Here is a 13,565-nt window from a genome sequence, read left to right on the forward strand (position 1 = left end):
TAGGCCCAGGGGCCGGCTGACGAGCGCCGCGGCAAGCTTGTTCCACAGCGGAGCGCCACGTCCGGTGACCAGATCGAATCCGGCCGTGGCGCTGTGGGCGCCGTTGCCCCCGGTGATGACGTCCCGAAATGCTGCGGCGGGTGCCTGGTACAGCTGGTCGTGGATGTCGCCGTACCCGCCCGAGCGTTGCCCGCCCGACGCCCACACGGCCGCGAGCATCCCGGCGGCGGCGGGTGCGGCGAGGCTGGTGCCACCGAAGCGCAGCCAACCGGGTGTGACCGTGCCGCCGTGGCTTTCCCAGTAGCGGCGATCATAGACGGCAAAGCCGGTTGTCGGGTCGGCATCCATGGCGAGGTCGGGCAGCGCACGTGACGCGCAGCTGGTGGCCGGTTGCCAGCCTGGTCGGGCGAACAGCGTCGAACATCCACCACCAGAGCCGGCCCAGGCCGTTTCCGATACGGTTGTGCTGGCCGGGTGGAGCATGCTCGTGCCACCTACCGCGATCGCTGACGGTGATGACGCTGGATAGCTCGCGGTGGCGGTGCCGTTGCCGCAGTCGTCGGAACCGCTGTCGCCGGATGCGGCGAAGGTGGTGACGCCCGCGGCCGCGATCGCCGCCAGCAGCGTCTCGGCGGTGCTGACGAAGGCTGCGCTGTTGTGCGGCTCGCACAGCCCCCAGGAGACGTTGAACGCCACCAGGTTCGCCGCCGGATCGGCGGCGTCGGCGCGGACCCGGTCGAGGATGTCGAGGAAGCCCTGGTCGGTGTTGGGGCCGAAATAGACGCGTTGACGCGCAGTGGGCGCAACCGCCAGCAGCGCCTCCTGACCGAGGGCGACCTCGCTGTCCCCGTCGCCGTCCCGGGCCGGGTCGTAGCCGGGTTCGCGCCCTACGCTGACCGCTGTGTAACGCCCGTTCATGACCGGGTCGGGTATGCCCGCTGCCGCCGCGTAGGCCCGCAGGTCGGCGGAGTCCCAACCGGACAGCTGAAGGCTCGCGACGGTCGGCTCCGGTCCGCCGTCGCCGCGGTGGCCGTCCGGGGCGCCATAGGCGGTACGCAGGTCAGCGCCGGTATAGCCGCTGCTCGCCGGGATGGCCGCGGCGGTGCGCGCAGGGGCCGGCACCGTCGTGGCCGCCGGTGTGCCCAGGGGGCGCAATGCCGGCCGGATCTCGTCACCGCCAACGGCGACCGAGACGAGGCCGTACAGGGACGGGGGGACGGTTGGCAGGCTCTGCGCGTAGCGCAGAGTGGGACGAGAGCGCCGGGCGCTGCCGAACAGCTGCCGGAGATGGCCTGCCTCGCCGCTGGCGGTGACGCTCCATGTCGTGCTTTTGATCACGCGCAGGCCCAGTTCGTCAAGCTTGTTCGCGACCGTGTCGTGGGTTGCCCGCGAGGGCAGAAACGCTCTCAGCCGGGCGGCCCGGTCCTGCGGAGATCCGGTGACTGTCCCGGCGGCCGACCGCGCGAGGCGGTCCAGGCCGGCCGGGTCGGGCGCGGTGAGATAGACGGTGACGGTCTGGGTGGCCGTGGCCGTGGCCGTGGTCGTGGCCGTGGCCGTGGCGATGTGGGCCTGGGCCACAATTAAGGCGAGAGCCACGTGGAAAACCGTCATTTTTTCGCTGATACATACCAGTCGTCTACATACCAGTCGTTCCCGCACCGCCAGCATTATTACTCCTGGTTCTTTTACGGATGCTGAAAGTAACTATTGCAGAGTGTGGTGGCCGGGAGCGGGCAGGCATCGCATCGCATCGCGGGTCGGCGGGCGAACGGACCACCGCCAGCCAGCCCGCCCACCGGGCGGTGGCATGTCACGATCGGCCCGAGGGGACCGTGTCCTGCCCACTTACCGGGATGCGTGCAACCATGGGTGGGTGCCGGTCTACCGTGATGAAGGCGTTGTCCTGCGAACGACGCCGCTCGCGGAGGCCGATCGCATCGTCACCGTGTTGACCCGGCGGACGGGACGGGTACGCGCGGTGGCCAAAGGGGTGCGGCGCACATCGTCCCGCTTCGGCGCCCGGTTGGAACCGGGTACCTACGTCGACCTCCAGCTGCATGAGGGGCGCTCCCTCGACACCGTCACGCAGGCCGACATCCTCAGCCCCTATGGCGCGGTGATCGCTGGTGACTACTCCCGGCACACGGCATCGGCTGTCATGCTGGAAACGGCCGAACGGCTGACCGGTGAGGAACGTCAACCGGCCATGCGGCTGTTCCTGCTCCTGGTCGGCGGTCTGCGTACCCTCGCCCAGAGTGAGCGTGCGCCGGGTCTCGTCCTGGATGCCTTTCTGCTGCGCGCCCTGGCCGTCTCGGGTTACGCAATGGCGTTGCAGGCGTGCGCGCGCTGCGGCGCGCAAGGGCACCACCAGGCGTTTTCCGTGTCGGCGGGAGGCGTAGTGTGCCCGCAGTGCCGACCGCATGGCGCGGCTTCGATGTCCCTGGCCGCCGTGCGGCTGCTGTCCGACCTGCTCACCGGCGACTGGGCCGCCGCCGACGCGAGCGAGGTCCGCACCCGGCGTGAGGCTGGTGGCTGCGTCGCGGCCTACCTGCAGTGGCATCTCGAGTACGGCTTACGCGCGCTGCCCCACCTGGAGCGGGTGTGAACCGGGCTGGGCGTGTCGTGGGTGGCGCACTCGACGAAGATGCGTCGATGATGTTTGTGGGCGCGGGAGGGACAATGATCGCGCTACCGTTGGCTGGCGGTAGAAGGGAGGTGTCCGGTGAATCGACGTAACGGGAGAGCCGGACGGTTCCGTGAGCCGCACCCGCATCCTTCCGGCGCATGCCGGCCGGAGATTCCTTCCGCGTTGATCCCGCGGCATGTTGCCATCGTCATGGATGGCAACGGCCGCTGGGCGAAAATGCGTGGCCTGCCGCGTACGAAGGGCCACGAGGCCGGTGAGGAGGCCCTCTTCGACTGCGTGGAGGGCGCGATCGAGCTGGGAGTCCGGTGGCTGTCGGTGTACGCCTTCTCCACGGAGAACTGGAAGCGTTCGCCGGACGAGGTCGCCTTCCTGATGCGCTTTACCGACGGGGTGTTCGGCAGGCGCATCGACGACATGGACTCCCTGGGAGTACGGGTCCGGTGGGCCGGCCGGCGGCCCCGCCTGTGGGGCAACGTCATCCGGCGGCTGGAGGCGGCCGAGGAGCGCACCCGCGGTAATGACCGTCTTACGCTGGCGATGTGCGTGAACTACGGCGGGCGCGCTGAGCTCGCCGATGCCGCGGCCGCCATCGCCCGCGATGTCCGTGACGGCCGGCTGCGAGCGGACCGCATCGACGAGAACACCGTCGCCCGCTATCTCGACGAGCCGGAGATGCCCGATGTCGACCTGCTGATCCGTACGTCGGGGGAGCAGCGGCTGAGTAACTTCCTGCTCTGGCAGGCAGCCTACGCGGAGTTCCTGTTCGTCGAGCGGCTGTGGCCTGACTTCGACCGTCGCGACCTGTGGGCAGCCTGCGAGGATTTCGCCAAACGGGACCGCCGGTACGGCGGGGTCGTGGGCCATCCGTCGGGAGCCCGCTCGGTGGTGCCGTGACATCTCTGGCGGGCGGCGGTCTGGCGGGCGGCCCGCGGCCGGACGGACGCGAACTGATAGAACCGTGCGGTGCTTGCTGTCATGCGGCTGCGGGTCCCGGTTGGCGAGGCCGAGGCCTTCCGCGAGCGTGCGGAACGGGTCCTGGCCGCTCTCGCCGGTGAGCGTGGCTATCGCTGGGCCCGGCTGGGCCGTGCCGTGGACGATTCCGGGCTGTGGGTGATCACATCCGAGTGGGACGGGGCAGGCGCCTGGCGCCGGGCGGTGTCGGCGTTCGCTGTCCGGTTGGAGCTGACGCCGTTGATGGTCTACGCCGTCGATGAGCCGGGCGCGTTCGAGGTACTGCTCGCCCATGACGGCGTCGCGGGCGCTGTGCGCCGGGCATCGGATCTTGCCTGACCTCTCTGCTTCAGCTCGGCCCGCGGCCCGTACGCTGGGCACCTGTCTGCCTGATCGGTACCTGCGCGCCTGATCCCCACCTGGCGCGGGTGTACGCAGGATGCGACCGCCCAGCGTCACCGATGATGCTGGGTGATAGGAAGGGAGTGCCCACGTGGCCAGTGCGTCCGACCGTATGGACACCATCGTCAGTCTGTGCAAGCGCCGTGGGCTGGTCTTCCCCTCGAGCGAGATCTACGGTGGCCTGCGGGCGTCGTGGGACTACGGCCCGCTCGGGGTGGAGCTGAAGAACAATGTCAAGCGCGCCTGGTGGAAGGCGATGGTCCAGGGCCGCGAGGACGTGGTCGGCCTCGACTCGTGTGTGATCCTCGCACGCGAGGTCTGGGAGACCAGCGGGCACGTGCAGGTCTTCGTCGACCCGCTGACCGAGTGCCTCACCTGCCACAAGCGGTTCCGTGCCGACCATCTCCAGGAAGCGTTCGAGGCCAGGCACGGCCGGCCGCCGGCCGCGCTCACCGAGGTCGCCTGCCCCAGCTGCGGCGCGCGTGGCACGTTCACCGAGCCGCGGATGTTCAACGGCCTGCTCAGGACCTATCTGGGGCCGGTCGAGGATGAGTCGGGCCTGGCGTACCTCCGGCCGGAGACAGCCCAGGGCATTTTCATCAACTACGCGAACGTGCAGGCGGCCGCCAGGCGCAAGCCGCCGTTCGGCATCGGTCAGATCGGCAAGTCCTTCCGCAACGAGATCACCCCGGGAAACTTCATCTTCCGGACCCGGGAGTTCGAACAGATGGAGATGGAGTTCTTCGTCCCGCCGGGCGAGGACGAGACCTGGCACGACTACTGGATCGACGAGCGGATGAAATGGTACCGAGACCTGGGCGTCCGGGACGAGAACCTGCGCCGTTTCGAGCACTCGAAGGAGAAGCTCTCCCACTACTCGAAGCGGACCGTCGACATCGAGTACCGGTTCAACTTCGCCGGGCTGGAATGGGGTGAGCTGGAGGGCATCGCGAACCGCACGGACTATGACCTGACCGTGCACGCGAAGGCGTCCGGCGCGGATCTGACCTATTTCGAGCAGGCCACCGGCGTCCGGTACACCCCGTATGTGATAGAGCCCGCGGCCGGGGTGGACCGTGCCACCCTGGTGTTCCTGCTGGACGCCTACGCCGAGGACACCGCGCCCAACACCAAGGGCGGGGTGGACCGCCGGGTCGTGCTCCGCCTGGACCGCCGGCTCGCCCCGGTCAAGGCGGCGGTACTCCCGCTGTCGCGCAACGCTGATCTGTCGCCGGTCGCCCGCGACCTTGCCGCCGAGCTGCGTACGCACTGGAACGTCGATTTCGACGATGCCGGCGCGATCGGGCGCCGGTACCGCCGGCAGGACGAGATCGGCACGCCGTTCTGTCTCACGGTCGACTTCGACTCACTGGCGGACCGCGCCGTCACGATCCGGGAGCGGGACACGATGGCGCAGGAGCGCGTGGCCATGGACCAGGCGGTGTCCTATCTCAACACCCGCCTCGGCCCCTGCTGACAGGTTGACATTGATGCCGCTTGAGCCGGTTGATGCCGGTTGATGCCGGTTGATGCCGCGGCGCTCGCTCCCCGGGGATGATGTGTCGCCGGGGGCAGCCGACGGCCGTGTTTGCATCCCACCAGCGGTGTACGTGCCGCCGGCCGGACCGCGAGCCGCCCGCACGGCAGCTGTCACACCGGTGGCTGCGGTGACCGGGCCGGCAGCTCGAGGTCGCTCGACCCGAACCGGTCGGCCAGGAAACGGCCGTGCGACAGCAGTTGCGCGGTGTCCCCGGCCGCGGCTGCCTCGGTGACGTCACGGATGCCCGCTTCCAGCAGACCGAGCTGGTCGATGACGACCTGGCGCGGTGTGCGCCCGTCGTCCAACCGGTGTGTCTCGGCGTACTGCGCGGGCAGACCGAGGTAGACCTCCAGCGCGGTCGGCAGGTAGTCGGCGATGGTCCGCACGACCACGAACGTCTCGGGCGAACCGGCCCGCAACAGGTGCGGGCGGTCGAGTACCTCGCGCAGCGCGGCGGCGACCCGGTCCGCGGCAGCGGTGACCTCGGCCGGCGCCTGTCCAGCCAGGGCCCGCAGCTGGGCGTCGACGACCGTGCGCAGTTCGGCGGCGCTCGGCTGGGTACTCGCGGGCACCAGGCGACGGGCCGGCGCGACCAGCGCGCCGACCGCGTACAGCGCGGCAACGACCAGCGGCCACTGCGGTGACCCGACCACACCGGCGGCGGTCAGCCCAAGCCCGCCGAGCGCACCGGTGCAGCCGGCGATGTTCTTCAGCGATCCCATCCAGGCCAGCGCCTTCTCCCGGCGCCCACGGGCAGGCGGCGCCGGTGGTGGGGCCGGCCGCGGTAGCCGGAGCGGCATCACCACCAGCAGCTCCGACCGGGAACGGGCCCACCGGCGGGCATACTGGGCCCGGCGTCACTGGTAGCCACGGATGTCCTTGAACACGTCGGCCAGCGAGGACGCCCGCGCGTCGAAGGCCGCGCCACCGGTATCGGTGGCGATCGAGCGAAGATCGTCCGGACGGGCTTCGCCGAAGATGACGCAGAACGTGCGGACAGCCTGCGCGGCCGGGGGCAGGCCCCGGTAGCTGGCGCGAAACTGGCTGGCTGACAGACCGGCGTTGTTCTCGCCATCCGTCATCAGGACGATCGATGTCAGGTAGCCGGGCTCCCTGGCGATCGAGTCGGCCGCCCGGCGGTACGCATCCGCGAGCGCGGAGTAGATGGCCGTTCCCCCCTCGGCGTGCAGGCTGGCGACATACGAGCGGATCGCGGCCAGATCGGGTGAGGACGCCTCGGTGGCTGTCACGGTGAAGTCGCGTGCCCCGACGACCGCGCCGTTGAAGGTCACAAGCGTAACCTTTTCCCGGCCACGGAACCGGGTGAACCGGCCGGACAAGGACGTATCGGCACCGGCGAGCCCCGTCAGCGCGGATGTCAGGTCGGCCAGCCGCTGGCCGGCCATGGAGCCGGACACGTCCAGTACGAAGATCGCGTGTGATGGCCGGCGAAAATGATCGAAATAGGAGGTGAGCAGCTCGTCGGCGACCGCCTGGGTGGCGGGGAAGGGCAGTTCGGCCAGGGCGGTCGCGGTGAACCGCGGGTCGAGCGCGACGCCCGGGACAGCTGGCCGGCGATTGGTGTCGGCCTGTAGCCGCTGCTGGACAGCTGGGCTGCGTAACCAGTTCACCACCCGGTTGTATGTGTCCTGCCGAGCCGGGTCGAGCAGCAGCATGGGGTAGTCGGCTGTGATGATGCCGTCTTTCGGATAAATGATCGTGAGCGGTTCGCGCAGCCGACCCGAACGTTGCAGAGACAGCAGCACCGACTCGTAGTTTATTATCCCGTCGGCATCCTGGGGACGATTGACGAAGGCGTCCGCAAGCCAGCCGGAGCTGCCTGAGGTGAGCGTCTGTCCGGAGAAGAACGACGTCAGCGCGTCGGTGCGGATGTCGGATGCCTGGAGCGCGTCTGACTTCCCGGCGAGCGCGGCCGCGACGCCGACCAGCGCGCTGAAGCCGGAGTTGGACGCCGCCGGATTCGTCATGGCGTACGTCAGCTCGCCGGTGGCGACCTTCGCGGCGACATCCGCCCAGGTGACGCTGGCGGTCCCCGTCCAGCCGAACCGGGTGGCGAGCGAGGTCCGGACGCCCAGGACCACCGGCGATGTCATGGTTGGCGTGCGCGCGCTGGCCGCTGTCGCGCCACCGGGCAGCAGGCGCAGGTAGCGGTCAGAGGACAGCCAGGCCGCGTCCACGTCCGCGGTATGTTTGATGATTCTGTCGGTGGCGTCGAGCGTTCCGGCGTAGACCGGTTTCACCGTGATGCCGGTAGCCGCGCGCAAGTCGCCGAGCAGGGGTTCGATGTCGGCGAGTTCCGAGCCGGCGAGCACCCGCAGCACGCCCGGTTTACCCGGGCTGGCGCTCTGTCCCGGGCTGGCTCCCGGCCGCGTGGCGGGGGTGGAGCCGCAGGCGGTCATGACCACCATGGCCACCGCGCCCGCGCAGCTGGCGAGCAGAGCGGCAGCGCGCGCCCGGCAGCAGGAGACGCGGCGTCCGGTCACGGCCCGCCGCCAGAGATCTCCAGTTCCCCGGCCGTTACCGGGACGATCTCGGCCGGAGCGGCCGCGGCGGCCCGGTCCAGGTACGCGGTGGCTTTCCCTACTTCTTCGGACAGGGCCGACACCGTCGTGCGCATGGTCTCCAGGGCAGCGGCCTTGTAGCCGTCGATCGTGTCGATCGTGGCGTAGATGTTGGCGAACGCCTGCTGGAGAGCCTGCACCGACACTGTCGAGGAGGCCGCCTGCCCGTGGATCTCCACCGTCTGCCGCCGCAGCAGCTCCGAGGTACCGACGATGATGCGCTCGGTGGTCTCGTTCAACGCGGTGATCTGGTCGAGCACCAGTTTCTGGTTGGCCAGGGCCTGCGCGACGAGCACCGCCGTCCGCAGGGCCGCGACGGTCGTGGTGCTTGCCCGGTCCACACCTTTGATCAGCTCGAGGTTGTTGCGTCTGATCATTTCCAGGGCCAGGTACCCCTGTGCGCTGACCGCGAGCTGGGTGAGCAGGTCCTGGTGTTTCTGGCGAACGTAGAACAGGACGTCCTCGCGGAGCATCCGTGCCCGCTCCGGGTCGCCGGCCTCGATCCGGTCTATCCGGGTGACGAGCTCGGCGTCGAGGCTCGAGGCGAGCTGGGTGTACTCGCGCAGCCTGCCCATGGTGGCCCACAGGTTGTGCTTCTCCTGCTCGATCGCGGCATTGTCTCGCCGTAACTCCTCCTGCCCGTTCTGTAGCGCATGCAGGATGGCGTCCAGCTGCGCCTGCGAGGACTGGTAGGAGGCGAAGTAGTCCCGCAGGCGGTTCCCGAACGGGATCATGCCGAGCAGCTTTTTCGGGCCCAGCAGATTCACCGTGGACGGGTCGAGGTCGCCGACCACCCTGCGCAGCTCAACCAGAGAGGTCGACACCGACGACGTCGCGTCGAAGGCACCGGAACTCATCGCCCGCGTCGGTTTGTCCAGCAGCCGGTTGGACACCGCGGCTGAGGCACGGATCTCTTTCTCGCCCATCCGGTGCACGGCGGCGACCTTGGCCGTGAAGGCGGGCGAGGCCGGGTCGATGCCGACCAGCGCGTCGGCGAAGGCCACCGCCTGGCCAGCCAGCCGCGAAGCCGCCTCCGGGCTGATCGGGACGGCGGGTCCGGCCTGCTCCGGGGCGACCGGCGCGACCGGCGCGGGCGGCACCAGGACCAGCTGCGCGCCGGGGTCGCCCGCGGCCGGCGGCAGGGTGGGTGGTGGGAGGGTCATCAACCCGGCCCTTTCCGGTACTTCATCTCGATTTGACCGATCATCCGTTCGGATATCTCCGCGCTCGGTGGTTCGACGATATTGACCAGCTGCGGTGGCGGGCTGGCGCCGCGTTCGGTGGCGTACTGCCGGCCATAGCCGACGTCCGCGGTGCGGAACCCATGCCGGACAGCGAGACGCTGGAGCTCCGGGTCGGTTGTCAGCAGACGCCCGACCGCGTCGCCGGCAGGAGTGAGCGGGACGACGGTGTGTTTGGCATAGATGGTCGGATTCGGGTACATCAGTACCATGTCACCGCTCAGCGAGCCGTCCTTGGCGAGCAGGTGGGCTCTGAACTGGGCCTCATAAATCATGACCATCGGCGTCTTGCCCATACCGATGGTCAGGAAGTCGTCGAACGGCTCCTGGGACGACGCATCCAGGTAGCCCTGTTTGAGGAACAGGGGCGCGAGCCGATCTGTCATACGGTCGGCCGTCCCGGTGTCGGTGACGATGTTCCCACCGTTGCTGACATAGGAGGCGATCGCCAGATAAAGGGCTGCCGAGTTCGACGTCCGTACATCCGTCGAGCTGATGAGAATGGACTTCTCGGTCCGGTAGACGCTGTTTGCGGGCAGTTGCGACCAGCGGGTGCCGTTCGCCACCAGATCGAGGTACTTACGCATGTCGAACAGGTTGTGGTCGCCCTCTCGGCTACTGACATCCGCCGCGGTCAGGAGCGTCGCGATCGGGGCGAAGGTGGCTATTGCCATCGGCGTGAAGAAGGGTACGTAGGATGCGTTGATCTTTCGGTCGTGCCTGATGCGGTCCGCCTGTGGCGCATCCGCCGGGAACGCCAGGTCGAAGCCGGACAGATCGCGGGTGGTGGCGATCTCGCGCGATCCAGCGGAAGTGATCTCAAGTCTGTAGCCGGCCCGCGCGAGGGCGGACACCACCTCCGGGTCGGCGAAGTAGGACTGTTTCTCGGATGAGATCAACGCGCGGACCTTGGTCGTGCCCGCGCTGGGGCCGGACCGGATCCGCGGGACGACGATCAGCGCGACGACGCCGAGCGCGAGCAGCCCGGCAAGCGCGAGCCCGAGAACCCGGCGACCCTGCACGGTGTCTTCCTCCTCCTCTTCGTGCCTGTTGGCCCGAGTATGTCAGCGCGCTTCATGATCGTAAGTGTCATACCCGACAGCTTCCCGGCCGGCGAGGCCCGGCGTCCGGACGAGTCCCGTTCCGCGCTCCGCTGTCAACCGGATATTCGGTATTCATGATATTTGGACCATTTTATAGTGACAAGTCGGTAATATTCTTGTTGCTGACAGTAATATATCGACTGGATGAAGTGTTTCGCTAAACATCTCTTGTGACGGCGTAGGGCGGTAACCTCCTGTGCCACTACAGGGCCAACCGGACGAACCACTGGGCGACAAGTCGGGATGGCTGCCGCGGATCCTTCGGCGGCCTGACGCGGGCCGGGGCGGCGTGCCACGGTCGATTTGGCGGCGGTCCGCGGGGACGTTCGTGGGGCGGGAGACGAGAGGGCAGCCATGGTCATCTACGTGTACGACTTCCACCAGGGAAACAAGGAGCTGAAGGATCTTCTTGGTGGCAAGGGAGCCAATCTTGCCGAGATGACGAAGATGGGCCTTCCCGTCCCGCCCGGTTTCACGATCACGACCGAGGCGTGTCGCGAATATCTTGCGCATGGCAGAGAGCCCGATGCGTTGCGTGACGAGGTGAGTGCGCATCTGCATTCCCTCGAACAGGCGATGGGAAAGAGCCTGGGGCAGGCGGACGACCCGTTGCTGGTGTCGGTGCGGTCAGGCGCGAAGTTCTCGATGCCGGGGATGATGGACACCGTTCTCAACATCGGGCTGTCGGACGCCTCGGTCGCGGGCCTCGCCAAGCAGTCGGGTTCGCAGCGTTTCGCCTGGGACTCCTACCGTCGCCTGCTGGCGATGTTCGGCCAGACGGTCCTCGGCGTGGATGGCGAGCTGTTTGACCAGGCCCTGGACGCGGCGAAGAAGGCACGGGCGACCACCAGCGATCTCGATCTCGACGAAACCGACCTGCGGGGACTGGCCGAGACCTTCAAGACGATAATTCGGGACCAGACCGGCCGGGACTTCCCGCAGGATCCCCGGGAACAGCTGGATTCCGCCATCCGCGCGGTCTTCGACTCCTGGAACGGCGGGCGCGCCCGGCTCTACCGCCGGCAGGAGCGTATTCCGGCGGATCTCGGCACCGCGGTCAACATTGTTGCCATGGTGTTCGGCAACCTGGGCATGGACTCGGGTACCGGGGTGGCTTTCACCCGGGATCCGGGCAACGGTGAACAGGGCAGCTACGGCGACTACCTACAGAATGCCCAGGGCGAGGACGTCGTCGCGGGCATTCGCAACACCCTGCCGCTCACGGCGTTGGCGTCCATCGACCCACCGGCCTACGCGCAGCTGCTCGCGATAATGACGACCCTGGAACAGCACTACCGGGACCTGTGCGACATCGAGTTCACCGTCGAGCGCAACAAGCTGTGGATGTTGCAGACAAGGGTGGGCAAGCGTACCGCGGGCGCCGCCTTCCGGATCGCGACCCAGCTTGTGGACCAGGGCCTGATCAGCATGGACGAGGCGGTGACCCGGGTCACCGGCGCCCAGCTCGCCCAGCTGATGTTCCCCCGCTTCGGGCTGGCCGGATCGGTCGAGAAAATCGCCCAGGGCATGAACGCCTCGCCCGGCGCGGCCGTCGGTCAGGTCGTCTTCGATTCGCACCGGGCCGTGGAGCTCGCGGCCGCCGGGACACCGGTGATTCTGGTGCGCCGGGAGACCACCCCCGACGACCTGGACGGCATGATCGCCGCGCAGGGTGTGCTGACATCGCGCGGTGGAAAGACTTCACACGCCGCCGTGGTCGCCCGCGGTATGGGCAGGACCTGTGTGTGCGGGGCAGAGGAGATCGATGTCGACACCCGGGCCCGCCGGGCGGTCGCGCCGGGCGGCGTCGTCATCGGCGAGGGGGACGTGATCTCGATTGACGGGTCTTCCGGCGCCGTCTACCTCGGCGAGGTGCCGGTGGTGCCCTCGCCGGTCGTCCAGTACTTCGAAGGGACGTTGCTGGCGGACGGGAGCGACCCGCTGGTCGACGCCGTGCACCGGATCATCACCCATGCCGACGAAGCCCGCCGGCTCGGCGTGCGCGCCAACGCCGACACCGCTGACGACGCCGACCGGGCCCGCCGGTTCGGCGCGGCAGGCATCGGGCTGTGCCGAACGGAACACATGTTCCTGGGCGAGCGCAGGCAGCTGGTCGAGCGGCTCATCCTCGCCGATGACGACGAGGCCAGACAGGCCGCCCTGCTCGAGCTCCTCCCGCTCCAGCGGGACGATTTCGTCGCGATCTTCACGGCGATGGACGGGCTGCCCGTCACGGTCCGCCTGATCGACCCCCCACTGCACGAGTTCCTCCCGGATCTCACCGAGCTTTCAGTACGGCTGGGCGTTGCCGCCGCTACCGGCCAGCCAGTGACGGACGGTGATGCCTCGCTGCTGGCCGCGGTCCGCCGGCTGCACGAACAGAATCCGATGCTGGGCCTGCGCGGGGTGCGGCTGGGGCTGCTGATCCCGGGCCTGTTCGCCTTGCAGGTGCGAGCGATCGCCGAGGCGGCCGTGCGCTGCCGCCAGGCTGGCGGAGATCCACGCCCAGAGATCATGGTGCCGCTGGTGGCCACGGTCCAGGAGCTGGAGGTCGTCCGTGAGCAGGCCGAACAGGTACTGCGGACGGTTGCGGCCGAGACCGGGGTCGACGTTCCCGCATTGATCGGAACGATGATCGAAGTGCCGAGGGCCGCGCTGACCGCGGGCCAGATCGCCGAGGCTGCCCAGTTCTTCTCGTTCGGCACGAACGATCTCACCCAGATGGGCTGGGGCTTCTCCCGGGACGACGTGGAGTCCTCCTTCTTCTCCCGCTACCTCGACCTGGGGATCTTCGGCGTCTCCCCGTTCGAGTCGCTGGACCGTGATGGAGTCGGCCAGCTTGTGCGTATCGCGGTCGAGGCGGGGCGCGCAGCCCAGCCGAAGATCAAGCTGGGCGTCTGTGGCGAGCATGGCGGAGACCCCGACTCGGTGCACTTCTTCCATCAGGTCGGTCTTGACTACGTTTCGTGTTCGCCATTCCGGGTGCCGATCGCTCGGCTGGAAGCCGGCCGGGCCGCCATCCTCGACCGTGCCGAACAGACGGAAGCCAGGTAGGGCGTGTCCACAGGATCTTAGAGCGACCGGCGACCGGCGACCGGC

The 13,565-nt window shown here is 68.6% G+C and carries 10 protein-coding genes; 5 read left to right on the forward strand and 5 right to left on the reverse strand.

The annotated features are described in order from the left end of the window. The coding region (locus MJ783_RS02960; RefSeq protein ID WP_239308361.1) for a S8 family serine peptidase at positions 1 to 1,668 on the reverse strand (1,668 nt) is incomplete at its 3' end. A 205-nt stretch (positions 1,669 to 1,873) separates the two neighbouring features. Between MJ783_RS02960 and recO the strand changes: the two genes are divergently transcribed. From recO to MJ783_RS02980, 4 genes are all read left to right on the forward strand, one after another. Then, a complete protein-coding gene (recO, locus tag MJ783_RS02965) occupies positions 1,874 to 2,605 on the forward strand; it encodes a DNA repair protein RecO (protein WP_239308362.1) in 732 nt (243 codons plus the stop codon). A gap of 117 nt (positions 2,606 to 2,722) precedes the next feature. Further along, positions 2,723 to 3,541: an isoprenyl transferase gene (locus MJ783_RS02970; protein ID WP_239308363.1), complete on the forward strand. Its 819-nt coding sequence runs from the start codon at positions 2,723 to 2,725 to the stop codon at positions 3,539 to 3,541. A gap of 69 nt (positions 3,542 to 3,610) precedes the next feature. Further along, positions 3,611 to 3,937 carry an antibiotic biosynthesis monooxygenase family protein gene (locus tag MJ783_RS02975; protein WP_239308364.1) on the forward strand — a complete coding sequence of 109 codons (327 nt, stop codon included), beginning with the start codon at positions 3,611 to 3,613 and terminating at the stop codon, positions 3,935 to 3,937. 175 nt (positions 3,938 to 4,112) lie between these two features. Further along, a complete protein-coding gene (locus tag MJ783_RS02980; RefSeq protein ID WP_239308381.1) occupies positions 4,113 to 5,477 on the forward strand; it encodes a glycine--tRNA ligase in 1,365 nt (454 codons plus the stop codon). A gap of 173 nt (positions 5,478 to 5,650) precedes the next feature. On the opposite strand, the gene MJ783_RS02985 is transcribed toward MJ783_RS02980, so the two are convergent. The 4 genes from MJ783_RS02985 to MJ783_RS03000 all read right to left on the reverse strand — a co-directional run bounded on the left by MJ783_RS02985 (position 5,651) and on the right by MJ783_RS03000 (position 10,385). Continuing rightward, positions 5,651 to 6,340 (reverse strand): hypothetical protein, encoded by a 690-nt coding sequence (locus tag MJ783_RS02985; RefSeq protein ID WP_239308382.1) that lies wholly within the window; start codon positions 6,338 to 6,340, stop codon positions 5,651 to 5,653. Positions 6,341 to 6,397: 57 nt separating this feature from the next. After that, a complete protein-coding gene (locus MJ783_RS02990) occupies positions 6,398 to 7,969 on the reverse strand; it encodes a VWA domain-containing protein (protein WP_239308383.1) in 1,572 nt (523 codons plus the stop codon). Between the two features lie 71 nt (positions 7,970 to 8,040). Further along, positions 8,041 to 9,285 (reverse strand): toxic anion resistance protein, encoded by a 1,245-nt coding sequence (locus tag MJ783_RS02995; protein WP_239308365.1) that lies wholly within the window; start codon positions 9,283 to 9,285, stop codon positions 8,041 to 8,043. After that, a complete protein-coding gene (locus MJ783_RS03000; protein WP_239308366.1) occupies positions 9,285 to 10,385 on the reverse strand; it encodes a hypothetical protein in 1,101 nt (366 codons plus the stop codon). Before MJ783_RS03000 ends, MJ783_RS02995 begins: the two co-directional genes overlap by 1 nt. A 435-nt stretch (positions 10,386 to 10,820) precedes the next feature. Between MJ783_RS03000 and ppdK the strand changes: the two genes are divergently transcribed. Continuing rightward, complete coding sequence (ppdK, locus tag MJ783_RS03005) at positions 10,821 to 13,520, forward strand: pyruvate, phosphate dikinase (RefSeq protein WP_239308367.1); 2,700 nt, start codon at positions 10,821 to 10,823, stop codon at positions 13,518 to 13,520. Positions 13,521 to 13,565: the final 45 nt, after the last annotated feature.

Source organism: Protofrankia sp. Cj3, assembly GCF_917627355.1.
Taxonomy (GTDB): domain Bacteria; phylum Actinomycetota; class Actinomycetes; order Frankiales; family Frankiaceae; genus Protofrankia.